Annotated in this window: 17 protein-coding genes; 15 read left to right on the top strand and 2 right to left on the bottom strand. The window is 58.1% G+C overall.

Annotated elements, in window-relative coordinates:
• Positions 1 to 5 precede the first annotated feature (5 nt).
• Together prsT and U5K34_RS05670 are read left to right on the top strand one after the other, a co-directional pair.
• Positions 6 to 2,798: an XrtA/PEP-CTERM system TPR-repeat protein PrsT gene (gene prsT, locus U5K34_RS05665; RefSeq protein ID WP_322567504.1), complete on the top strand. Its 2,793-nt coding sequence runs from the start codon at positions 6 to 8 to the stop codon at positions 2,796 to 2,798.
• A gap of 217 nt (positions 2,799 to 3,015) precedes the next feature.
• Entirely contained in the window at positions 3,016 to 3,984 is a 969-nt protein-coding gene (locus tag U5K34_RS05670) for a PEP-CTERM sorting domain-containing protein (RefSeq protein WP_322567505.1), read from the top strand.
• 178 nt (positions 3,985 to 4,162) lie between these two features.
• On the opposite strand, the gene U5K34_RS05675 is transcribed toward U5K34_RS05670, so the two are convergent.
• Both U5K34_RS05675 and U5K34_RS05680 read right to left on the bottom strand, forming a co-directional pair.
• Positions 4,163 to 5,038 carry a ThiF family adenylyltransferase gene (locus U5K34_RS05675; protein ID WP_322567506.1) on the bottom strand — a complete coding sequence of 292 codons (876 nt, stop codon included), beginning with the start codon at positions 5,036 to 5,038 and terminating at the stop codon, positions 4,163 to 4,165.
• A gap of 28 nt (positions 5,039 to 5,066) precedes the next feature.
• Complete coding sequence (locus U5K34_RS05680) at positions 5,067 to 5,873, bottom strand: PEP-CTERM/exosortase system-associated acyltransferase (RefSeq protein ID WP_322567507.1); 807 nt, start codon at positions 5,871 to 5,873, stop codon at positions 5,067 to 5,069.
• A 329-nt stretch (positions 5,874 to 6,202) separates the two neighbouring features.
• On the opposite strand from U5K34_RS05680, the gene U5K34_RS05685 reads away from it, so the two are divergent.
• The 13 genes from U5K34_RS05685 (at position 6,203) to U5K34_RS05745 (ending at position 23,718) form a co-directional block, all read left to right on the top strand.
• On the top strand, positions 6,203 to 7,018 hold the full coding sequence (locus U5K34_RS05685; protein ID WP_322567508.1) for an outer membrane lipoprotein-sorting protein: 816 nt from the start codon (positions 6,203 to 6,205) through the stop codon (positions 7,016 to 7,018).
• Positions 7,019 to 7,088: 70 nt separating this feature from the next.
• Positions 7,089 to 9,407 carry an SPOR domain-containing protein gene (locus U5K34_RS05690; RefSeq protein WP_322567509.1) on the top strand — a complete coding sequence of 773 codons (2,319 nt, stop codon included), beginning with the start codon at positions 7,089 to 7,091 and terminating at the stop codon, positions 9,405 to 9,407.
• A complete protein-coding gene (locus U5K34_RS05695; protein ID WP_322567510.1) occupies positions 9,404 to 11,662 on the top strand; it encodes an efflux RND transporter permease subunit in 2,259 nt (752 codons plus the stop codon). Before U5K34_RS05690 ends, U5K34_RS05695 begins: the two co-directional genes overlap by 4 nt.
• 476 nt (positions 11,663 to 12,138) lie before the next feature.
• On the top strand, positions 12,139 to 12,663 hold the full coding sequence (locus tag U5K34_RS05700; RefSeq protein ID WP_416224054.1) for an XrtA/PEP-CTERM system exopolysaccharide export protein: 525 nt from the start codon (positions 12,139 to 12,141) through the stop codon (positions 12,661 to 12,663).
• Between the two features lie 68 nt (positions 12,664 to 12,731).
• Positions 12,732 to 14,276, top strand: coding sequence for an XrtA system polysaccharide chain length determinant (locus U5K34_RS05705; RefSeq protein ID WP_322567512.1), 1,545 nt, complete (start codon positions 12,732 to 12,734; stop codon positions 14,274 to 14,276).
• Between the two features lie 21 nt (positions 14,277 to 14,297).
• Positions 14,298 to 15,209 carry an XrtA-associated tyrosine autokinase gene (locus tag U5K34_RS05710; protein WP_322567513.1) on the top strand — a complete coding sequence of 304 codons (912 nt, stop codon included), beginning with the start codon at positions 14,298 to 14,300 and terminating at the stop codon, positions 15,207 to 15,209.
• Positions 15,206 to 16,675 (top strand): TIGR03016 family PEP-CTERM system-associated outer membrane protein, encoded by a 1,470-nt coding sequence (locus U5K34_RS05715; protein ID WP_322567514.1) that lies wholly within the window; start codon positions 15,206 to 15,208, stop codon positions 16,673 to 16,675. Before U5K34_RS05710 ends, U5K34_RS05715 begins: the two co-directional genes overlap by 4 nt.
• 10 nt (positions 16,676 to 16,685) lie before the next feature.
• Positions 16,686 to 17,714: an XrtA/PEP-CTERM system-associated ATPase gene (locus tag U5K34_RS05720; RefSeq protein WP_322567515.1), complete on the top strand. Its 1,029-nt coding sequence runs from the start codon at positions 16,686 to 16,688 to the stop codon at positions 17,712 to 17,714.
• A 6-nt stretch (positions 17,715 to 17,720) separates the two neighbouring features.
• Positions 17,721 to 18,593, top strand: a complete 873-nt coding sequence (locus U5K34_RS05725) for an XrtA system polysaccharide deacetylase (RefSeq protein WP_322567516.1) — start codon at positions 17,721 to 17,723, stop codon at positions 18,591 to 18,593.
• A 53-nt stretch (positions 18,594 to 18,646) separates the two neighbouring features.
• Complete coding sequence (locus U5K34_RS05730; RefSeq protein ID WP_416224055.1) at positions 18,647 to 19,672, top strand: FemAB family XrtA/PEP-CTERM system-associated protein; 1,026 nt, start codon at positions 18,647 to 18,649, stop codon at positions 19,670 to 19,672.
• Positions 19,673 to 19,812: 140 nt separating this feature from the next.
• Positions 19,813 to 21,027 (top strand): TIGR03087 family PEP-CTERM/XrtA system glycosyltransferase, encoded by a 1,215-nt coding sequence (locus tag U5K34_RS05735; RefSeq protein WP_322567518.1) that lies wholly within the window; start codon positions 19,813 to 19,815, stop codon positions 21,025 to 21,027.
• Positions 21,024 to 22,562, top strand: a complete 1,539-nt coding sequence (gene xrtA / locus U5K34_RS05740) for an exosortase A (protein ID WP_322567519.1) — start codon at positions 21,024 to 21,026, stop codon at positions 22,560 to 22,562. Before U5K34_RS05735 ends, xrtA begins: the two co-directional genes overlap by 4 nt.
• Positions 22,555 to 23,718: a TIGR03088 family PEP-CTERM/XrtA system glycosyltransferase gene (locus U5K34_RS05745; RefSeq protein ID WP_322567520.1), complete on the top strand. Its 1,164-nt coding sequence runs from the start codon at positions 22,555 to 22,557 to the stop codon at positions 23,716 to 23,718. The genes xrtA and U5K34_RS05745 overlap by 8 nt, the downstream gene beginning before the upstream one ends.
• Positions 23,719 to 23,730: the final 12 nt, after the last annotated feature.

Here is a 23,730-nt window from a genome sequence, read left to right on the forward strand (position 1 = left end):
CGTCTATGTACATCAGACTGGAAAAACTGATTCAACAAGTGATTATGGCGGGCTTGTTTACAAGTTTGCTGGTCGCCTGCGGGCAGGAGGGATTGAATGAAAGCGAGCACCTGGAAAAAGCGATTGAGTATCGCCAGCAGAACGACCTGCGGGCCAGTGTGATCGAGCTGAAGAATGTTTTGCAACAAAACCCGAACAATGCGGAAGCCCGCCTGCAACTGGGGCTCACCTATCTGGCGCTGGAAGATGGCGCGAATGCCGAAGCCGAGCTGTTGCGTGCTCGCGAGCTGGGCAAGGCTTCGGCAGCCCTCACGGTCGCGCTGGCCCGAGCACATGTATTGCAGGAGCAATTCGATAACGCCCTGGCGCTGTTAAATGAAGTCGATACAGATGATCAGGTGATCGATGCCGAGGCTCATCTGGTGCGCGGTCTGGCACAGCTGGGCAAGGAGCAGCCACAAGTGGCGCGTGGTCTGTTCGAACAGGCACTGAATATCGCACCGGATTCGGTTGAAGCGATACTTGGCATTGCCTGGAGTGAACAGCGCGAGGGCGACTTGCTTGAGGCGCAGCAGTGGGTTGAGCGGGCACTGGATCTGGAACCGGAGCATGTCGCGGCATGGCGAACCCGCGGTGACATCGCTCGTGCACATGGGGATCTTGCCGGTGCTGATGAGGCCTATAGCCGGGCCATCACCGCAGCCAGGAAGTCGTTTGAGCTTCACCTGCGTCGGGCCATGGTCCGTTTGGAACGGGATGATCTGGCTGGTGCCGAAACGGATCTTTCCGTGATGCGGCGTTTGGCGGGCAAGCATCCGATTACCCACTATATCAGCGGTGTGCTGCACTTTCGTCATCAACGCTACAATGATGCCCAGGTCGATTTCGAGGCGGTGCTGAGTCGGCTGCCCGAGCATCAACCCACTACCTACATGCTGGGGGCGGCGCATTTCTTTCAGGAGCACTGGAACCAGGCGGAGAATAACCTGCGTCGCTATTTGCATGCCAATCCTGCTTCCGCAGAGGCATCGCTCTTGCTGGCGCGTGTCAATGTGCAACAGCAGCGCAACAATGATGCGATTGAGATTCTGGAGCAAAGTCTGGCAAACACGGATTCCCCGCAACCCAAAGTCAGCGAATTGCTGGCCAGTCTGTATCTTCAGCAAGGCCAGGAAGCAAACAGTGTGCAAACATTGCAGACGGCGGTTGATGCCGATCCGGATTCGGCCGAATTGCAGGAAATGCTGGGTGTGGCGCTGATGCGCAGCGGAGACCGCGATGCCGGGCTGGAAGCGCTGGACAGGGCCTCACGAATGGATAGCGGGCCGCGTCACGCCGATACTACTTTGATATTGAGCCATTTGCAGGCGAAAGAATACGCGGCGGCACTGAAAGCGGCGCAACGTTATCGCGAGAAACAGCCTGATAATGCCGAGGCTCACAATTTTATCGGCGCGGCCCTGATGGGGCTGGGCCGCGTGGATGAGGCGCGCGAGGCTTTCGACAAAGCTCTGAAGCTGGCCCCCGACAAGCATTCGGTCGCGATGAACCTGGGCGGGCTGGAAATGCGTCTCGATAATCTGGCGGCCGCGCGCGAGATTTTCGAGGCAATCCAGGCGCGGGAACCCGGACATCCCGCCTCCGCCCAACAACTGGCAAGTCTGGAGATGCGACAAGGTCGCCCGCAGGCCGCGCGGGAATGGTTACGCTCGGCGATCAAGGCGCATCCGGAAGACACTGGGCCCGCATTGATGCTCGCCCGTATCCAGCTTGAGCAGGGTGAGGGCGAGCAGGCGATCCAGACATTGAACGCGGCACGCGAACGTCAGCCCGAGCGGCTGCAGGTGTATTTCGCCCTGGCGCAAACCCTGCGCGCACAGGCCCGGGCCGATGAGGCGGTGCGGGTGTTGCAGCGTGCGCAGGCGATTGCACCACGCTCAGCCCATGTTCTCTACCACCTGGCGGTGGCTCAGGAGTCAGCCGGGGAGATATCGGAAGCGATCGCCAGCTTGCGCCAGGCCGTGGAACTCGATCCGCGCCACTACATGGCGGGTGTCAGGCTGACCTTCTTGTTAGCCGAAGCAGGTCAGATCAGCGAGGCAAAAGCCCAGCTGGGCAAACTAACAGAACGTCATGCCGAGCGCGCGGATGTACTGGCTATTCAGGGTCGGCTGGCCCGTCATGAGGAAGATTTGTCGAGCGCGATAGAATATTACCAGCGCGCGGTGAAAAAAAATCCACGCCGGCCATGGATGCTCGAACTGGCCAATGCACAGCGGGCCGCCGGGGATATGACTGCGGCGATCAACACCCTGACAGCGTGGGTGACACGCTCACCGAATGACATCCCGGTTCGTCACACCCTGGCCAGCTGGCAAATGGTGGCCAACGATGAGGCCGGGGCGATCAGCCATTACGAACAGATCGTGGCACGCAATCCACAGGATACGGTCGCGCTCAACAATCTCGCCTGGCTGTTACGCGAACGCGACACACAGCGGGCTCTGACACTGGTGGAACAGGCACGAGAACAGTCCCCGGATAATGCCGGCATCCTGGATACCCTGGGTGTCGTACTTTTTTACACCGGCGAACTGGAGCATTCCGCGCAAACCCTGGTCCGCGCGGCGGACGGGGCGCCGGATTGGCCGCCGGTGCACTACCACCTCGGGCGTACTCTCCATGCCACAGGCGATATCACGGGCGCCAGGGCCGCTTTGCAGCGGGCGCTGGACCTGGACAAGCCGTTTGCGGAAATGGCGGAAACCCGGGCGCTGCTGAAGCGGCTGCAGCAGTAAACCGGGGGGCTGTCGGAGCGCTTTACAAATACCCACTAACGAGCCTGAAACGGATCCCGCTTACAGGCGGGCGGTCGGAAAATATTCTAATAAAAAACAATGTGTTATGATGTTTTTGCGGGCGAGGCGTGGATATTGGCACGAACGCTGCATTCAAGTTAGGCAGAATTTGCAGTTAGATCATCATGATCTACACCCGGAGACAGGAGTCTTGAAAATGATTAAGAAAACCTTGGTAGTATCGGCATTGGGGGCATTAATGTCCGCAAATGTCGCGATGGCGGGCCCGTTCGTCATTGATACTGGCTTCGATTTTGATGGCGCAGGTGGTACCACTACCACAGCCGTTAATGAACTGGGCTACACCGATACGCGAGCCACGTCCATTTATCTGGGCGATCCCAGTGTGGCAGGCACCCCGGTGGTTGATACCAATATCGAGTCCGTGATGAATTCCTACGGATTTGCAGAAGGTACCTTCACCGCCATCGACGGAACCAGCAGTGTCGACATGCACTATCCGTTTGACCCGGCTCAGAAAAACATCGATGCCCTGAACTTTGCAACTGCTGCTGCGGATGGTAATGGCTTCGTCAGCGGTGTGGGCGGATTCCCGAACGATTACGGTTTTGCCGGCGTTGAAGGCAGTACCTGGGGTCTGACTTACGATTACATGATCGCAGGCGCGACCACAGCAACAGGAGTCAGCTACAACTCCGGTTACTTTGATGTGTACTTTGAGGACGGCACTGACCGGACTCAGGTGGTGCGACTCAACGTCACCGGATCAGACCTGGCCGCCGCTAATCTGGATCTTTTCGGCAACGTCACTTACGATTTTGACGGTGATGGGATCGATGATGCCGCGGGCGACTCTTTCCTGGAAAACTTCTTCGTCGATGTTGAAAGCGGCGAGACTTTCTACAGCCTGTGGAAAGCCGGTTATGACGTGGGCAATTTGATGAACGTCAGCTGGATTCTGGACACCAACGTCAACCCGCCGTTGCCCACCGAAGACGAGCTGGTGGCTTTCGCGACCGATGATGGTACCTCGCTGATTCGTCAGGTAAACCTGGATGGCAGTGTTGTCTTCAAGGTACCGGAACCCTGGACCCTGGGTCTGTTCGGTGCCGGGTTGCTGGCCCTGGGGTTTGTTGCCCGTCGCCGCTCTCGTTCAGTGAACTGATTCGCGACAACAGACGGTTCTACCTTAAAAGCCGCGGCCTTTGGCCGCGGCTTTTTTATTGGGTGTTTGATGGGGAGTATGGCGCTGGCTTTGCATTGTCTTTATTAGCCGAGGGTACGGCGTGCAGGAACACGAGACCGTCCGGGGAGGGGATAAAGTGGCCGGGACGGGTCCTGGTTTAAATGGCGCCCATACGCCGCAAATGGCGACGCATGAGGGCCATAATCAGCCGCTGCAGGGGGTTGCGGTATCCGCCCGGGCGCCAGGTGTGGGTCAGGCGCTGGCGGTAGGTGTCGAAGTGCAGGCCGTGAGGCGCGGCGAGTACCGGGCCCCGGCCCAATAAAACCTTGAGGGTTTCGGTAGCGGCCACACCGGCACACAGTTCACAGGCCATGGGGGTGGATGGGCCGCGTTGGCGGACAAAGTCCACGGCGGAATCATCCACCAGGTAGGCGCGTTGCAGCATGGCGGGTGACAAGCCCACCAGAAAACGCACCAGCTGCTCGCTCTCGGTCTGGCCGGCCATGCCAAAATAGCGCTCAAAGCCCATGCGCCCGGGTAAAAAATTTAACAGCGCTACGCCCATCCCCAGTGGCGCGGCCGTGATGGCAGGTATCTCGCCCTGCTCGCAGGCGTCGAACACAATCCGGCGCGCATGCAGGGCAAAGAAGTCCAGACCGTCGACGTAAACATCGGCATCCGTCAAAAAGCTGGAGAGATTGGTGTCGGTCACCCCGTCGGGGAAGATCCGGATATCCAGCTCGGGGTTGATATCCCGGGCCATGTTGACCAGGGTGTCCAGCTTGGGGTGACCCCACGAGGAGAGCGTCGCTCCCGCCTGGCGGTTGAAGTTGGCCAGTTCGAAGTGATCGAATTCCGCAAGGTTGAAGGCGCCAACCCCAAGACGTGTGAGAGTCAGCAGGTGACTTCCGCCAACCCCGCCCAGTCCGGCTATCGCGACCCGCTTGTCCCGGAGTCGGGATTGTTCTTCGCGAGTGACCCAGCCAAGGTTGCGTGAAAAGGCGGTGAAGTAATCAAACGGGGAACGCGCCATTCGTCCTTTATATCAGGATCTGCCGGAATCACAAAGCAAACTGGCTGAATGGCTGTGCGTGGTACGGGCGCATTTCCATGGCGGCAGTAATGGTATCGAGAATCCCGCGCAGTTCAGGTTTGAGGTGTTTGTGCAAACTCTGCGCACTGATATAAAACGGACCGCGTAAACCATGGTACTCGACCACCTCACCGGCCGGCCGGAAGATGATGCCATAGCGTTGCATGTGCCGGGCCAGCCGGGGCTCCATCATCACAAACGCTCCTGTCATGCCATGGGTGATGGCCAGTGCGGCGCCTGCCAGATAGAGACCCAGGGCAATATGCGGGAAGACCCGGCGACGGGCTTCCTGTTGCAGCTTGTCAACATCGATGTCGAGGTCGTTGCCACCCGGCTCCAGCTGCTCGTTGGCGCGGCGGCGAAACTGGCTGCGCACGGCCAGCCGGGATATCTCGCCGAACGAGCCGCGCGGGAGCGTGGCCGGATCGATGATATTGCGCCGCAGGCTGTTTCCGGCGAAGCGCTCGAAGGGAAACAGGAGGCGATCCTGATAGCCGAGCCGGTCGGTGATCAGGCGGACACAGCCAGCGTATTCCCCGGAAGAGCGGTGGCGCAGCAGGGCATGCAGGGCATGGTCGTCGTATTCGTCTCGCTCCAGGCCGTCGGGAAAATTTCGGGGATCTTCAAAGCCGGTTTCAAGGCAATACACCTCGTAACGGATCCGATAGACAATGTTCTTCAGTTCGGGGGTGTTGGCAGGAATAACCTCGAAACACCGGTGAAACTGTTCGGACAGTTTGGGCTGGGAGACCGGGTTGGGCTGTGCAATCATCATGAGGGATACTCTCTAGTATAGAAACAGGCGGAGCGCCGGTTAGTTTTTTTATAGAGGGATTTCCGTCGAGGAACAAGTGACAGAATGCTCGAAATGCCCTTTTTGGGCGTATTTCGCTCTGTTTTGTGATCCAGCTCGTATTCCGGCTGCCTTGCCTGTGCGCTGTGCTGCCGTTGGGCCCGGTTGTGCGCGAGTCTTCGGCAGGCAACGATGCTGGACGGGGTCCGGAATCCGGTCCAGAATCAAGGGCGTTTGGCCTGCAGGCGACGGCATTGAAAGGCCATGTGTCACGTGTGGTCAGACAGGTGATTGCGAGGACGTTTGACGAAATGCGCAGCTTATTGATAATAGCGTTGTGGGGTCTGTTCGGGATGGTTCCGGGCCTGGCAGCCGGCAGTACGGGCGAGGAGAGTGCCGGGCGCCAGCTGGCACAGCAGGTCTATGACCGCCCGGACGGGCGCGACATGAGTACCCGCGGCAAAATGATTTTACAGGAAGCCGACCACTCACCCCGGGTTCGGGAGATGATTACCTACCGGCGAGAGGTGAAGCAGGCTGAAGTCCATTCCCTGATCCGTTTCACTGCCCCGGCGGATATTCGTGACACGGGCCTGCTGACCCTGGATTACCCGGACGGCAGCTCGGACCAATGGATTTATCTTCCCGCGCTGGATCGCTCCCGGCGGATTTCCGCCAATCGCAAGGGGGGGCGATTTGTCGGTTCGGATATCTTTTTCGAGGATCTGCAGGATCGCAAGGTGAACATGGATCATCATCGCCTGCTGGGTAGCGAGAAAATATCCGGGATGACCACCCGGGTTCTGGAGAGCGTCCCCGTGGATGCCAGCAATTCGACTTATGGCAAGCGGGTCAGCTGGATCCACGAACCCAGCCTGCTGCCTCTGCGGATTGATTATTACGGACGCGGGCCGACTGACCAGCCTATCAAGCGCCTGGAAGTGCATCGGATTGAGGAGATCCAGGGTTACTGGACGATCATGGACAACACCATGACGGATCTGGACAGTGGTCACCAGACTCGCCTGGTGAACGATGTCGTGGTCTATGATCGCGGTCTGTCGGGGGAGTTATTCAGCAGCCGGTTCCTGGAGGACCCGGCCAGCGAGCGCAGATACCGCCCATGATCGTGCATCACAGTCTGGGTGCAAACGGCGCGATGTCGTCGAGCCCGTTCCCCGGGAGGGCGGAGTCATAGTGAGTGTCCGTTCGCGTTGGCTGAAGTGGAGCGTGCTGCCGCCGGTATTGACGCTGTTGGCGGGCTGGAGCGGTCTTTGCGGGGCGGCCGATGTCCAGCGGTTGCTCTCCCCGCCCTATCCCGATCTGGCCTCGGCGCTGGCGGTGGCCAGACCCGTGCAGAATCAATTCGCCCGGCTGGGCATCGTCGCCACGCAAGACCCGACCGGTTATCGGCTGGTACTGGCCGAATCCGCCGACTCGCGCGTAATCAGTGTCGCCCGCGTCAACGCCGAGCAGGCCGGATTGCAGCCGCTGCAGGTCGTGCCGGTGACAGCAGACGCGCCGCGGGCAATCTCGATCGAACAGGCACAAACGGAGGAGTTCAGCAGCCTGTCGCAGGCACGCCAGAAAGTTGTTGAGACACGGAACCAGGGCGGCCTGGCCGAGCTGAGCCCGGGCCGGGATCGAAAGGGCCTGATCGCTATATTGCTGGGTGATTATGCCCGCGAGGAAGCGGCCCGCCACGACGCTCGAATCCTCGACGACGTGGGCATTGATAACCTGGTCCTCGCTCCCCGGGTAACCCGCACCTATTCGATCGCCGCCGGGGCTTTCTGGGAAGCCGAGAATGTCGACCGGCGGGTGCAGCAACTTCGCGAAGCGGGACTGGGCAACATCAGCCTGCTCCACCAGAATAAAAAACCGACCCTGATTCAACTGATCGGCTATCGGGATCGGGAGGCCGCGCGCAGGGATGCGGGTGTGCTGGAGAAGGCGGGCATCAAACATCTGATCCTGGCCCCCGGAAACCGGCGGGGCTATGTGATCAGCGCGGGTGCGTTTCGGCGCGAACAAAATGTCCAGGTTCGGGTAGAGCGGTTACGGGAGCTGGGCTTCGCCAATATCACCATCTTGCCGCTACGTGCCCGCCCGGCGCGTTACCGGGTGGTGTCGCTGTTGCCGGAATCGCACACGGCGGGGCAGACCATCGTTATCGGTGAGGCGAGCGGAGCAGCGGATGACTTGCCGCCCGTTCCGGTGGAGATTCCTGAACTGGCCGAAACGGATTCCGCGTCGGCCAATGGCCCCCGTCTGGTGATCGATCCGCTGCGCCTCGAGGCCGGTGCCCTGACCGATGAGGCGGCACCGGCCGAAGGCAGTCATTACCTGCATGGCAAACTGGCGGTTGAATGGCCCGGGCATGAACACTGGGAAGGGCGCGTGGGCGCGCGGATCGACAGTTATCACCAGAGCGGGGAAACGGAATTCGACGAAACCGGCTTGGATTATGACGATACCTATATACGCTATCGCAGCGACAATCGGCGCCTGACGCTGGGCGCGCAAACCGTGTTGTGGGGTCGAGCTGATGAGTTGCCGCCGACTGATCGTCTGAGTGTGCGGGACGTGAGTCGTTTCGTGCTGGATGATGTGGAAGATCGGCGCCGCGCGGTCCTGGCCGCGCGCTGGGAGGAGTTTGTCGGCGAATACAAGCTCGACTTCCTCTATGTGCCGGATTTTCGGGCGGCGGAGTTGCCCGAGCAGGACAGCATCTGGTCTCCGGTGGATCGCGAGCGCGGGCGATTCATTGGTCTGGCCCCCGATCCGCTGATGGCGCCGCTCATTCGTCAGGGCCGGTTTGTCGAGGATGATGACGGCCGTGGTGGCTGGGGGCTGCGCCTGCGTCGGGTCGGCCGGGATCTGGATTATGCCCTGACCGTGCAGGATGCCCGTCACTCCCTGCCCTATTACGCGCTGGATCCGGCAGTACGCCAGCACCTGCTGGCCAACCCCGGCGATACTACCGGCGCCCTGGCGGCCGCGCCGCAAACTTTCATCGCACGCCATCCGCGAACCTGGGTGGTGGGTGGCGATCTGGTCTATGCCAGCGGCGCGTCGACCTGGCGCTTTGAGCTGGCCTGGCTCAGTGACCACCCGGCGACAACCGAAGACCTGCGCTATATCACGCTCGATGCGGTGGACTGGGTGGCCGGGGTGGAGTTTTTCCCCGGGGACCGTAACCTGCGGATCACGGCCCAGCTACGCGGTCTGCATTTGCTGGGAGCGGAGCAGGCACTGCTGGATCGGGAGAACCTCTATAGTCTGTTCGGCGATATCGAAAGCCCCTTCGCGCATGGACGCTGGCGGGCCCGGTTGCGCTATTCGCTGGGGCTGGATGAGCGGGATGTGTATCTGAATCCGCAGCTGATCTACCAGGGGGCCGAACCCCACGAGATGTATCTCGGATATCACTATTTCGATGGCGACGAGAATACGCCTGGCGGCTTTCATCAGCAGCATGATCTGGTCACCCTCGGCTGGAGGGCGCGTTTTTGAGCCCGGCCAGACTCCCTGCCCCGCTGGCGCTGCTCCTGTTGATCGCCCTGGCCACCCTGCCCGGGGGGCTGTTGCTGAAGATCGAGCTCAACAATGCCCCCGAAATCTATTTCCCCGAGGCTTCTCCCGCCGTGCAACTGGAAGACGAGCTGCGCGAGGAGTTCCCTTTGGATCAGGTACTGGTGGTGTTGCTGGAAGGTGAAAACCTGTTCAGCGATGCGGCGCTGGCGGATATGGAGCAGATTGTTGGCAAACTGGAATCCCATCCGCATGTGGACCGGGTGCTGGCCCTGCCGACCCTGGACCATATCCGCGGTACCAGGGATGGATTTGCCGTGGAGCCCTTGCTGGATACCTCTGTGGCATCGGATCTCGATCTCCGGGCAAGGCGCGAACGGGTGCTCGGCGATCGGTTCGCGCCGGGGATGCTGGTCTCGGAATCCGGCGACGCGGTGGCCCTGGTGGTGCGGCCCGGGCCGATGGATGACAGCCTGCAGCGGCTGGCGCTGCAAACCACCACCCTGGCCGCCATCAATGCCACGCCGCTGGGCGAGCAGATCACGGCGGTCGGCGGCCAGGTGGCCCTGGACGTGGCGCAATTGCGGGCGATGATTCGCGATAGCATGATGTTTGTTCCTATGACCACCGGCCTGGGGCTGCTGTTGATCGGCTGGATGTTTCGCCGCTGGCTGGCGGTGCTGGCGGCCGGGGCAGTGATTGGCGCGGTGGTGAGCAGCAGCGTGGGGATCCTGATCCTGGCCGGGCGCCCGTATACCCTGATCTCGGCCATCCTGCCACCGTTGATGGCCGCCCTGTCGGTCGCTCTGCTGATCCACTGGTTCAACGCGCTGACGCTGGCGGCCCGGCAAGGGCTGGAGGGCGCGGCCCGGGTCGGCCAGGCCTGGCGCGAGGTGGCCCGGCCAGCGGTCTTTACGGCCCTGACCACCAGCGCCGGGCTGGCCTCGCTGAGTCTGAGCCCGATCCAGCCCATCCAGGCATTTGGCCTGGTGGCCGCACTCGGTACCCTGCTGCTGGCGGCCGTGGTGTTATTGCTGTTGCCACCCGTGTTTATTCGCTGGGATCGTGGCAACTGGGGCGCGCACGCGGGTGGCATTCATAGTTTCAACCGTTTCGTGGCGTTATTGCGCAACCTGGGCATGCGCAGGCCGCTGTGGGTGCTGGGGCTCACCGGACTGTTGTTACTGGTGCTGGCGCCCCAGATCGCGCATGTCCAGACCGAAACCGATCTGTTCCGGTTCTTCAAACCCGATCATCCGATCACCCATTCCAATGAACGCATTCGCGAGCAGCTCAGTGGCGTGACGACGCTGGAAGTGGTCTTCGACGGCCCCGGTCGCGACAGCCTCAAGTCCCCCCGGTATTTGGAGCAAATCCGGGATTTTCAGCGCTGGCTGGAAACGTTGCCGGAAGTGGATCGCACCACCTCGATGGTGGAATTGATCGAGGAAATGCACTGGGCGTTTCACAATGAGCAGCCCGAATACCGGACCCTGCCGGACAATGCGGCCCTGATTACCCAGTACCTGTTCGTGTATGACGGCGTGGAGTTGCACGAGCTGGTCAACCGTGAATTCGATCGGACGCGGTTGTTACTGAACCTGAATATCAATGGTGCGCGCGAGATCAAACAGGTCATTCAGCGCATCGAGCAGGAAATTGACGCTCGCCAGCTCGACGGTTTGTCAGTGACCGTCGGAGGGTTCGGCAGAATGTTCGCGGATCAGGAGACACTTCTGATCCAGGGTCAGTTGCGGGGCCTGGTCGGTGCGGTGGTGCTGATCTTTATCCTGATGGCCGTGCTGTGGCGATCGCCCGGCGCCGCCGCGATCGGCATGATTCCCAATCTTGCCCCCATCGTGATCATCTTCAGCCTGATGGGGCTGTTCGGAATCTGGCTGGATATGGCCACGGCAATGATTGCCAGTGTAGCGGTCGGGATCGCGGTGGACGACACGATTCATGTCTATCAGGGTTACCGGCGCCGGCGGCTGAGTGGCAGCTCGCGAGTCTGGGCCCTGGCCCGGACCTACCGGCAGGCCGGCCGTGCGGTTATTGCGACGACTCTGGTGCTGTGCGGCCAGTTCCTGTTGCTGACCACCTCCCAGTTCGTGCCGACCGTGGAATTTGGCTTGCTGACCGCCGTGGGACTGTTCACCGCGCTGGTCTTTGATTTACTCGTGCTGCCCGCCTTGCTGATGGTGTTACCGGAAAGCCGGATGCGGCGCTCGGATTAAAAAAACCGCTGCTGCATGTGAGGTTGTTGGACAGGGGCGGCAGAACAGATTATTGAGGGCGAGAGGATCAGGGTTTTCCCTTAGTTATCGAACTCATCCGGCCGCCGGACAGATCCCTTATCCATGGGCGTAGAAATGCGCAGCAGGTCGAGAAAGCTTAAAAGACCGAGGTTGCTTGACGTGCGCCCGGACCTGTTTAAAATGTGACACCTGTCACCTTCTTTGGGAATGCCTCTTGATTTCGGCCGGAGAAGCCGAACGGCCATGGCCTTCCCTGTAGCCGCCAGGGCAGGCGTAGCAGATAAGTCTGTGGCCGGGTTGAAAGCGTAAACAATAACCATCAGGCCAATGGCTTGTGACAGGGAGAAATAACATTGAACGCAACATTTTTCATTCCAAGGGGAATCGCCGTGAGCAGGGTTTTGATACTGACCGCCGTGTTGGCGCTGGTAGGTTGTGGCACTGGTCACCCACCGATGTCACCCGAACCGCCCGAACACAACTATCTGATTGGGCCGGGAGATAACGTCAATATATTTGTCTGGCGGCAACCGGAGTTGAGTGCCACCGTGCCGGTCCGCCCCGATGGAAAAATTACTACCCCGCTGGTTGAAGACGTGCCGGCAAGCGGCAAAACACCCACCCGACTGGCGCGTGACATGGAACGTGCGCTAAAGAAGTATATAAGAGATCCGATTGTTACAGTAATTGTTACCGGATTTGTCGGACCGTATAGCCAGCAGATACGTGTTGTGGGGCAGGCTGTTAATCCACAAACTATACCCTATCGCGAAGACATGACCGTTCTCGATGTGATGATCGAAGTGGGAGGCCTGACCGAATTCGCCGCCGGTAATCGCGCCAGTATCGTTCGTGAAATAGATGGCGAAACTAAACAATTTGGCGTCCACCTGGATGATCTTATCAAGCAGGGCGAGATAGATGCGAATGTGCCGGTCAGGCCCGGAGACACATTGATCATTCCTGAAAGCTGGTTCTAGCCAGTCATTACAGCAGGTTACATGGAACGTAAAAACTGACGTGTTTCGGGGATGAAGAGAGACGTGGTATGCATGAACTATTAGGCCAAATCTACGCCTATGTGCGTCAGACTTGGCGGCATCGCTGGCTTGCCCTGGCCGTCGCCTGGGTCGTGTGCATAGCCGGCTGGGTGTATGTGTCGCAGATGCCGGATGTGTATCGAGCATCGGCGCGCGTGCATGTGGATACTGACTCTATGTTGCGCCCTCTGTTGCGGGGCATCGCGGTCGACACCAACATCAGTCAACGGGTCAACCTGATGACGCGCACGCTCATTACGCGCCCCAATATGGAAAAAGTGGCGCGCATGACCGATATGCATCTTGATGCCCATACCGACAGTGAGATGGAGGCGATTATCGAGCGCCTGCACAATAATGTCACTATTCAGGGCGACCAACGACAAAATCTTTATACCCTCTCTTATAACGACAAGAATCCGGAGCAGGCGCATTCGGTTGTGCAGGCGATGTTGACCATATTTACCGAAAGCGCGCTGGGTGAGACCCGCCAGGACGGCGATATGGCCCAGGATTTTATTGAAAAACAATTAGAGAAATACGAAAAGCGTCTTTCCGAGGCGGAACAGCGCCTGGCGGATTTTCGGCGGGAAAACGTTGGCATGTTGCCTGGGGATCGGGGAGATTATTACCAGCGACTGCAAAATGCTCAGAGCGAGCTTGAGGAAGCCCGCCAGCGGCTGGCCGAGGCGGAAAGCCGGCGGGACGAGGTGCGTCGGCAACTGGCTGGCGAGGAGCCGACCTTCGGGATTACGGATTACCAAAGTAGTGGATCAAGTACCGGCAACTCTGCGATTGACAAACGTATCGAGAATCTTCAGCAGCGACTCGATGAATTATTACTGACTTACACAGAGCAACATCCTGACGTAGAAGCTATAAATCGAACAATAGAAGATTTAAAAGAACAAAAAGCCGAGCAACAGGCATTGTTACCCGATGGTGGACAATCGGTGGTGAACGAGGATCTGGCAACCAATCCGGTTTATCAACAAATGCGGATCACTTTATCCAATGCCGAAGTCGAAATCTCATCGCTGCGCTCCCGTGTGCGTCGCTATGAAAATAAAGTAAAGGAATTGCAGCGTATGGTGGATACTATTCCCAATGTCGAGGCCAAACTCAAACAGCTTGACCGCGATTACCGCGTTAATAGGGAAAATTACGAGAAGCTTTTACAGCGTCGCGAGGCGGCGAATCTCTCGCAAAACGTTGAGGCAGGTGGCCAGCAGGTACAATTCAGGGTCATCGAGCCAGCGCGGGTACCGGAATCACCGGCTGCGCCGAACCGATTGCTGCTACATAGCGCCGTGTTGATTGTTGCGCTGGGACTGGGGGTAGGGCTGGCTTTGCTGTTCGCACAGTTACGACCGGTGTTTGATAATCGCCGAACCCTGAACACGGTTACGGGGTTTCCGGTACTCGGTTCAGTTTCCCTGATTCTGGATGACAAGAGCGACGCCAGGGAACGAGTCAAAATCTATTCATTCGGGGCTGTGACGGGCATGCTGCTGCTTGTCTATGCTGCTGTCATCATCATGAGTATGGGTTAGAAATAACGGGGTGTCACGGTTATGAGCGAGGACGATAAACCAAAAATCAGCCTGATTGAAAAGGCCGTGGCCAAACTTAATAACGATCCGGCAGAGAGTGGCCGGGCTGGCGCGCCGGCGCAACCGGCCAAAAAGTTAAATGAAACCAGGTCGATCGAGACACCGGCCACACCCCACGAGGGTGACAGCGTCCAGAAGGTCGATATCGATCTGGTCTTGCTGGAGGAAAAAGGTTTTGTGACCCCCGATGGTGAGCGCAGTAATGTCGCCGAGGAATTTCGTTTCATCAAACGCCCGTTACTGGAAAATGCCTTCGGGCGCAATGCCGATCTAATTGACCATGGCAACCTGATTATGGTGACCAGTGCCAACGCCGGTGAAGGCAAGACCTGGACCGCTATTAATCTGGCCATGAGTATCGCCATGGAAATGGATAAAACTGTGTTACTGGTGGATGCCGATGTAGGGCGCGCACAGGTACACAAGACACTGGGAACCCCGCTCGGACCCGGCCTGATCGATTTGCTGACCGAGGATAATATCGATGTCGGGGATGTGATTCTTCGCACCAGCCTGCCAAAACTTCGCGTTATCCCGATGGGACGTTTTCATCCGCATGCCAATGAGCTTCTTGCTGGTCGCAGAATGTTACAGCTATGCGAGGAGCTGGCAAGGCGTTACAGCGACCGCGTTGTTATCTTTGATTCTCCGCCGTTACTGTTGACCAATGAAGCCGTGGTATTGGCGGGTCTGATGGGCCAGATTGTTTTCGTGGTTGAATCAGATAAAACACCGCAGAGTAACGTTAAGGATGCCCTGTCACTGCTGGATACTTCCAAACCAATTGGGCTGGTTTTAAATAAAGTAAGTCAGTATATGGGGGATTATTATGGGTATGGCGCCTACAACTATGGCGAGCATCAACAGGCATGATCCGGCAACGGCAACAGGTTGGCTTGCTGCTGGGAACGGCGATCAGCCTCGTTGGTCTGCCGATGGCGGCTATTGCGGAAGACGAGATTGTCCGCTGGGATCTGACGCCATATGTATCACTCAGCCAGATCTACACGGATAATGTTGGATTGAGGCCGCCCGGACAGGAAGATCGCGAACATATTACCCAGACGGATATTGGTTTCAGCCTTGCGCGAGAAGGCAGCAGAGCCAACGCCAATATGGCCTACAATTTACAACATTTCGCCTATTGGCGTGATGACCGGCGTAATAACACGTTTCATCAGTTCGCTGGTGAAGGTCAGTTTGAAGCGGTTGCAGAGCATTTGTTTCTCGATGCCAGGGCGACATACAGCCAGCGTCTGCAATCCCGCCGCGACAATGTTGCGGTGGACAATGTTAACAGTTTTGCCGCCAACGATCGCAGTGATGTGCTGACCTGGCGTATCAGCCCCAATTATATCCAACGCATGGGCAATGTGGCGACCGGCCGACTGCGCTATAGCCATGAGCGAGTGGATTTTCAGGATAGCAGTGTCGATGAATTCAGTAGCGAGACCGATCGTGTCAGCGCCAATCTGGATAGCGGTACGATGTTTTCAACAATTAGTTGGGGGTTGAGTTTTCAGCGAAGCGAAACCGACTACAAGGACGGCTCGGCCGTTACCTTTCAAACCGCCGAAGCTCTGTTGCGATTGAATGTGACTGATCGCCTGAGTCTTTTTGCCGCCGGCGGCGAGGAGGACAACGAATTCGAGCAGGATGCGAGCCGAGCCCGGCCGGATGACACCTTCTGGCGGGCGGGGTTCAACTGGCAACCAGGCAGCCGGACGGATATGGAAGCCTATTATGGCGAGCGGTTTTTTGGAGAAACTTTTGGCGGCAGCTTCAACCACCGTTTTCGCAACAGCGAATTCAGCATGGAGTATTCGGAAGGGTTGATGACCGTGACAGACTTTGATATTGACCGGGTCGTGATACCAATCGTAGATGATGCGGGTAGTCCGGTGATTGTTGACGGGAACCCGGTTTTCATGGAACTGGAAATTCCTGATTTGCAGACAGGCGTCTATCTAAGGGAGCGTTTCAGTCTCGGGTTTTCCGGCGAGCGACGCAAACTCAGCTGGAGTCTGCGTGGATTTAATGAACGGCGTGAGTTCGAACTTACGGATCGAAGCGAGCGCTTGAAGGGTGTGGGAACAAATCTTGCCTGGCGAATCGGGGCGCGTACTCGTCTGCTTCTGAATGGGCGTGTGCAGGAAACCACTTATCAGGAGGACGACCGGGAGGATGAATATTACATCTATGGAACCGGATTGCAAAGGGACGCAGGTCCAAATACCAGTGTCGCGCTGAATTATCGCTATACAGAGCGCACATCCAATCAGCCAGGCAATGAATTCGTTGAAAACCGTGTAACCGCGAGTTTTCGCAAAACTTTTTGAATCATTAATTATGTATGAAAAACACTTTAAGCTCGATCGTAAACCTTTTCAACTGAGCCCGGATCCGGCGTTCTTTTTTGGCAGCAGTGTTCACAAGCGGGCGCTTGCCTATCTGCAGTATGGCCTGAGTCAGGCCGAAGGTTTTATCGCCATAACCGGTGATGTCGGAACCGGCAAGACGACGCTTGCGCGAATGCTGTTCGATGAATTACCAAAGGATGAAGTTATTGCCGCACAGATTTCTACTACCCAGGTGGAAGCCGATGATTTGCTGCGCATGGTTCTGCAGGCCTTTGGTTTGAAGACAAACAGGGTGGCAAAATCAACCTTGCTGAATCGCTTCGAGACGTTTTTGCATGAAAAAGTCCGCGAGGGCAAGCGGGTTTTATTGATAGTGGACGAGGCACAGAATCTGTCCTGGAATGCACTGGAAGAATTGCGAATGCTGTCCAATTTCCATTTGGACGACAAGCCTCTTTTACAGAGCTTTTTGCTGGGGCAGAGTCAGTTTAAACGGGTACTGCAACACCCCGATCTCGAGCAACTTCGTCAGAGGTTTATTGCGGCCTGTCATTTATCGCCATTGAATGAAAAAGAAACCCGCGAGTATATCGCGTATCGCCTGGAAACCGCCGGCTGGAAGGGCGAGCCGGAGTTCAGGGATGACGCCTTTCCGGAGATTTATCAGCACACCCAGGGCGTGCCCCGGCGAATTAACAGTCTCGCCGATCGTTTAATGCTCTACGCCTATCTGGAAGATCGCAAGTCAATCGACGCAGACCTGGTTAATGTCGTGGCCGATGAGCTGGAAGATGAGCTCAGCTTTGTGGATGATGAGATACCCAGCATCTCGGATGCGGAAATTACCCAGCCCGAAATTGAGCAACCGAAAGACTCGGGCAAGAAAAAAACCAATGCCCCCGCTCCGGCGAAGTTCCAGTGGGATTATCTGGAATTGCGTATCACCGCGCTGGAGAGCCGCGTTCAGATTCTCAATAAATATGTTCGCCAGCGGTTCTCGGAAATGAAACGGGGTTGACAGGTTATGAGCGAGAGCCAGGCCGGGAATAGAATCAAAAACGCGATGACGGTCGACGTGGAGGATTATTTCCAGGTTTCCGCGTTTGAGCCGCACATTGCACGCAAAGACTGGGAATCACTGCCTTGCCGCGTGGAAAATAACATTGAACGGATTCTGGCTCTGTTCGAGCAAAAAGGGATCAAGGCCACCTTTTTTGTGCTGGGCTGGATGGCGGAACGCTATCCGCATATGGTGCGACAGATCCATGCACAGGGCCACGAGGTGGCCAGCCATGGTTATCAGCATGTGCGGGTTGTGAACCAGACCCCGGAGACGTTTCGCGAGGATATCATCCGCACCCGTGCCTTGCTGGAGGATACCATCGGCGTGCCGGTGATTGGCTACCGTGCCGCCAGTTATTCGATAGGCCGCGACAACCTGTGGGCGCTGGATGAACTGCAGGAAACCGGACATCAATACAGTTCCAGCATTTATCCCATCGAGCATGATCTTTACGGCATGCCCGAGGCCTCACGCTTTGCCTTTCGTCATCGCGATGGCCAGGGGCTGCTGGAAATCCCGGTCACCACTGTACGTATCGGGCAGCGCAACTATCCCTGCGGCGGGGGGGGCTACTTTCGCCTGTTCCCTTATGCCCTGTCACGCTGGGCCATCGACCGGGTCAACCGGCATGACGGTGAGTCGGCGGTGTTCTATTTTCACCCGTGGGAGATCGACCCACAGCAGCCTCGACAGAAAGGGATCGGTCTCAAGACACGCTTTCGACATTATCTGAACCTGTCGCGCATGGAAGGTCGCTTGTCACGGCTGCTGGATGACTTTCAGTGGGATCGCATGGATCGCATCTTTCTGCCACAAGCGGAGCAGGTACAGTGACCGTCGCTGCACGCGATGACTCGATCATGGTCGATGATCGGCAAGCAGCATCTGTGGCTGTTGATTATCTGGATCCATCCCGTGCCGAAGAATGGGACGCTTTTGTCATGCGTTGCCCCGAGGCGACCTTCTTTCACCGGGCCGGATGGAAGCAGGTGCTTGAGGGCGCACTGGGACATCGGGGCTATTTTCTTTATGCGCAACGGAACGGTCGTATTGTCGGCGTGTTGCCACTGGGGCATGTGAAAACCCGGTTATTCGGTAATGCGCTGATTTCAGTTCCCTTCTGTGTTTATGCTGGCGTTGCCACAGAAGATGACGACGCCGAGCGCGCCCTCACTGGCGCGGCCCGTGCGCTGGCCGAGGATCTGCAGGTTGATTATCTGGAGTTACGTTCACGGACACGGCGCAACCCGGACTGGCCCTGCAAGGACGATCTGTATGTGACCTTTCGCAAGCCGATCGATCCCGACGTCGAGCAAAACATGCAGGCCATTCCACGCAAACAACGCCGCATGGTCCGGCAGGCCATGCAGCGGGAACTGCAGAGTGACATTGACTCGAATCTGGATCGGTTTTTCCCGATATACGCGGACAGCGTCAGGCGGCACGGGACGCCGGTTTTCGCGCGTCGTTATTTTGAAGCCCTGCATCGGGTCTTCGGCCAGGACTGCCAGGTGCTGACGGTAACCCGCGAGGGCCGCCCGGTTTCCAGCGTGATGAGTTTTTACTTTCGGGACGAAGTGCTGCCCTATTACGGTGGCGGCACCCTTGAAGCGCGCTCGGTATCCAGTTTTGACTTTATGTACTGGGACCTGATGCGTCGCGCCTGTGAACAGGGATACCGGCTGTTCGACTACGGGCGCAGTAAAGTCGGCACCGGTTCTTACAGTTTCAAGAAGAACTGGGGCTTCACACCCGAGCCACTGTATTACGAGTATCATCTGGTGCGCGCCGAACAGATCCCGGATATCAATCCACTGAACCCCAAATACCGATTGTTTATCGAAACCTGGAAGCGGTTACCCACACCGGTCGCGAATCTGCTGGGACCGATGGTTTCTCGCGGGCTTGGCTAGGTCGGCGACACTGATCAGGGGGAGTCCGGAATGCAGTCGAGCAAGTGTGCGGATGAACAATTTGGCTGTCCTGCCGTCGATAAAAAATCAGATCTTGTCACGTTCTTATCAGCTCGAGATTTACCGGGCAGGTGCAGGCCATGAACGATCTGCTGTTTCTTGCCCACCGTATTCCTTTTCCGCCCAACAAGGGCGACAAGATCCGCTCGTTCAATATGCTCAAGCATCTGGCCGGATCGTTTCGAGTCCATCTGGGCAGTTTTGTCGATGATCCACACGACTGGCAGTATCAGCAGGATGTCGCCGGGTACTGCGAGAGTGTCTGCCTGCTGCCGTTATCTTCAACCCGGGCGAAAATAAAAAGTCTTGGCGGCCTGCTGGGCTCAAGGCCCTTGACGCTTCCCTACTATGCGGATCGACGTATGCAGCAATGGGTCAATCAGCGCCTGGCAGGCAAGGTGGATCGGGCGCTGGTGTTCTCCTCGGCCATGGCACAATACCTGCCGCCGAAGGCGCCGAACCTGCATCGGGTGATTGATTTTTGCGATGTGGATTCGGACAAGTGGGCCCAGTATGCACAGAGCCATCGTTTCCCCATGAACCAGGTCTACCGCCGTGAGGCGCGTACCCTGCTGGCTTACGAGCGTCTGATCGCCGCGCAGAGTGATGCAGCGGTGTTTGTCAGCGAGCAGGAGGCCAGCCTGTTTCGCCAGCTGGCGCCGGAGTCCGCTGCCCGGGTGCATGCCATCGATAACGGCGTGGATACCGATTATTTTTCCCCCGATGAAGACTATCCCGATCCACTGCCAGGCAATGACGCCAAACTGGTGTTCGTGGGGGCGATGGATTACTGGGCCAACGTGGATGCGGTGATCTGGTTCGTCGAACAGGTCTTTCCTGCCATTCGTGCCGCGCGGCCGGCCACGCAGTTTGTGATCGTCGGGGCCCGGCCCGCCCCCGAGGTGCAACGCCTGGCCCAGCAGGACGGCGTGGTGGTCACCGGCGCCGTGCATGATGTGCGCCCCTATCTGGCGCATGCCGATATTGCCGTGGCGCCGTTGCGTATCGCCCGGGGCATACAGAACAAGGTGCTCGAGGCCATGGCCATGGCCCGCCCGGTGGTAGCCACGCCCCAGGCGCTGGATGGTTTGTATGAGTGCGCCGGTCCCCCCTGGAATGTGGCGGAAACGGCCGGTGATTTTGCCCGCGCCTGTCTCGACAGTTTGAATCGCCCTGCCGCGGAAAACGCCCGTCAGGGATCACTCGGACGGGATTGCGTGCTGTCACAATACAGCTGGGCCGAACACATGGATCGGTTGGTCGCGTTGATCAATACTCCGGGAGCCAACCCGTGAACGCATGGCAGGTTGAGGCGAATGGACAACGTCGCGTGGTGTATGGCTGGTCCGTCGCGCTGGTCGTGCTACTGGTTAGCTGGTTGCTGGCCCTGGGAGTATTCTGGCCCTCGGTCAAAAGCATCAGCCATATCTGGTTCAATTCCGAGACCTATGCGCATGGTGTGATTATCTTTCCACTGGCGCTGTATCTGGCCTGGACTCGGCGTCGGGATCTGCAGGCCACGGTACCTCAGCCTTCACCGTGGGGACTGCTCTGGCTGGCAGCTGCGGGGCTGATCTGGATGCTGGCGCGCACGGCGGGAGTGGAAATGGGGCAGCATTTTGCGCTGGTGGCCGTGTTGCCGGGGCTGGTGATCACCCTGCTGGGTACGCACATCGCGCGCTTGTTGATTTTTCCCCTCGCCTATCTGTTCTTTGCCGTGCCTTTTGGCAATTTTATTGTGCCCTATCTGCAGGAATATACCGCCTGGTTTGCGGTGTGGATGCTCAAAGTCAGCGGTTTGCCGGTTTTCAAAGAAGGCTATTACATCAGTATTCCTGCTGGCGATTTTGTGGTGGCCGAAGTCTGCAGTGGCGTGCGTTACCTGATCGCCAGTATCGCGCTGGGGCTGATCTTCGCCTACATCAGCTACCGCAGTCTGTGGCGCCGCGCCGCCCTGATTGCCCTGGCAGTGTTGTTACCGATCGTGGCCAATGGCCTTCGTGCCTACGGCATCATCATGATTGCCCACTGGACCAACATGCAGCATGCCGTCGGCGTGGATCACCTGATATACGGCTGGCTGTTCTTTGGCCTGGTGATGCTGCTGTTATTCTGGCTGGGTTCATTATGGCGCGAGCCCGCCGCATCACGAACCGATGCACCGATACACTCGCCCGCCACTGCCAAACTGGGGCCGTGGTATTCCAGTGCGCTGCTGATCGCGCTGCTGGGCACCCTGATCGCCCCACGCAGTGGCGAATTATGGCTGCAACAGCAGGCCAGCGAGATTGTCGAGACGCAGCCTCCCGCCTTGCCTGTTGCTGTAAATGGCTGGAAAGGCCACCAACAGACAGATCAGGCCTGGCGACCGGAATATTACGACGCCGATGCGCAACTGGTCGGACGGTATCGTCAGGTGAATGAGGACGTGACGTTGTATCTGTATCAGTACCTCAACCGGGGAGCAGGGACGGAGCTCATTTCCTGGCGCAACCGGCTCTACGACAGTGAAACCTGGCATCGCATCGGACAAAGCCAGCAACAGTTTGAAGCCCGTGGTGGAGAATATGTCGCGGTACAGGAGATCCTGCTGCGTGGCAAAGGAGCACGTCGTCTGGTCTGGTACTGGTATCAGGTGGGCAATGCGCACACGACCCGCCCGGTGGAAGTCAAACTGCGCGAGGCATTGGCCATCCTGGCGGGTGACGGTCGAGGTGCGTTCCTGGTCGCGGCGAGTACGGAAGTGAATGATTCGGTGGCCAGCGCACGCGAACGGTTGCAACGCTTTGCGCAGGTCTTGCCGCAGCCACTGGGGTATATCAATGAATAAGCGGGTTACCACTGGCGAGCCGCCACTGGTGGCACACATTATTCATCGGCTTGATGTGGGCGGCATGGAAAACGGACTGGTGAACCTGATCAATCACATGCCGGTGGATCGTTATCGACATGCCATCATCTGCATGACCGATTACACTGAATTCAGTCAGCGCATTCAGCGGGCCGATGTGTCGCTGCACAGCTTGCACAAGCACGAGGGCAAGGATTTCGGCGTGCATACTCGCCTGTATCGTTTATTACGGCAATTGCAGCCCGACATCGTTCATACTCGTAATCTGGCGACCCTGGAAACTCAGGTGACGGCCTGGCTGGCACGCGTGTCGGCCCGGGTGCACGGCGAGCACGGCTGGAACGTGGGCGATCTGGACGGCAGTAATCGCAAAAACCGCCGCCTGCGCCGCCTGGTCCGGCCGCTGGTTGATCAGTATATCGCTCTGTCGCAGCAGCAGTTGCAGTATCTGCACGATGCCGTAGGTGTGGATGGCGCGCGGCTCAACCATATTTGCAATGGCGTGGATGTGGCGCGCTTCAGTCCGGCAACGACGGACAATCGAGCATCATTACCGGCCGATTTCGCTGCAACGGACAGTATGGTAATCGGCAGCGTGATGCGTATGCAGTCGGTCAAGGCGCCGGGGGATCTGGTGCAGGCGTTTATTCAGCTGCGCGAACGACTGCCTGCGGAGCAATTTTCCCGCCTGCGTCTGGTCATGGTCGGTGACGGGCCGTTGCGTGATGACTTGTTAAAGGAACTGACGGCGGCGGGCCTGGATTCGCAAAGCTGGTTACCCGGCGGTCGCGACGATGTGCCGCAATTACTGCGCGCGATGGATCTGTTTGTATTGCCGTCGCTGGCCGAGGGCATCTGTAATACGATCCTCGAGGCCATGGCCACCGGCCTGCCGGTCATTGCGACACGGGTCGGCGGCAATCCGGATCTGATTCAGCCCGGTAAGAACGGCGTGCTGGTACCCGCCGGACAACCCGACTCGCTGGCCGACACCCTGGTGGCGTATTTGACCGATGACGCACGACGTGACAAAGAAGGCCAGCAGGCGCGAGCCATGGCCGAGGAACAATTCAGCCTGGCCGCCATGGTAGATAGCTACATGGCCGTGTATGACAAAGTACTGGTCAGTAAATAATAGTGAATCGAT

This window comes from Thiohalophilus sp., from assembly GCF_034521165.1.
In the GTDB taxonomy this organism is placed as follows: Bacteria; Pseudomonadota; Gammaproteobacteria; order UBA6429; family Thiohalophilaceae; genus Thiohalophilus.

Bases quoted from the DNA above. Each gene is read 5' to 3' on its own strand.
- U5K34_RS05715 (WP_322567514.1), top strand. From the start codon at position 15,206: ATGATCCGGCAACGGCAACAGGTTGGCTTGCTGCTGGGAACGGCGATC.
- U5K34_RS05710 (WP_322567513.1), top strand. From the start codon at position 14,298: ATGAGCGAGGACGATAAACCAAAAATCAGCCTGATTGAAAAGGCCGTG.
- U5K34_RS05680 (WP_322567507.1), bottom strand. From the start codon at position 5,873: ATGATGATTGCACAGCCCAACCCGGTCTCCCAGCCCAAACTGTCCGAA.
- U5K34_RS05705 (WP_322567512.1), top strand. From the start codon at position 12,732: ATGCATGAACTATTAGGCCAAATCTACGCCTATGTGCGTCAGACTTGG.
- U5K34_RS05685 (WP_322567508.1), top strand. From the start codon at position 6,203: ATGCGCAGCTTATTGATAATAGCGTTGTGGGGTCTGTTCGGGATGGTT.
- U5K34_RS05745 (WP_322567520.1), top strand. From the start codon at position 22,555: ATGAATAAGCGGGTTACCACTGGCGAGCCGCCACTGGTGGCACACATT.
- U5K34_RS05725 (WP_322567516.1), top strand. From the start codon at position 17,721: ATGAGCGAGAGCCAGGCCGGGAATAGAATCAAAAACGCGATGACGGTC.
- U5K34_RS05700 (WP_416224054.1), top strand. From the start codon at position 12,139: ATGTCACCCGAACCGCCCGAACACAACTATCTGATTGGGCCGGGAGAT.
- U5K34_RS05675 (WP_322567506.1), bottom strand. From the start codon at position 5,038: ATGGCGCGTTCCCCGTTTGATTACTTCACCGCCTTTTCACGCAACCTT.
- U5K34_RS05670 (WP_322567505.1), top strand. From the start codon at position 3,016: ATGATTAAGAAAACCTTGGTAGTATCGGCATTGGGGGCATTAATGTCC.
- U5K34_RS05735 (WP_322567518.1), top strand. From the start codon at position 19,813: ATGAACGATCTGCTGTTTCTTGCCCACCGTATTCCTTTTCCGCCCAAC.
- U5K34_RS05720 (WP_322567515.1), top strand. From the start codon at position 16,686: ATGTATGAAAAACACTTTAAGCTCGATCGTAAACCTTTTCAACTGAGC.
- prsT (WP_322567504.1), top strand. From the start codon at position 6: ATGTACATCAGACTGGAAAAACTGATTCAACAAGTGATTATGGCGGGC.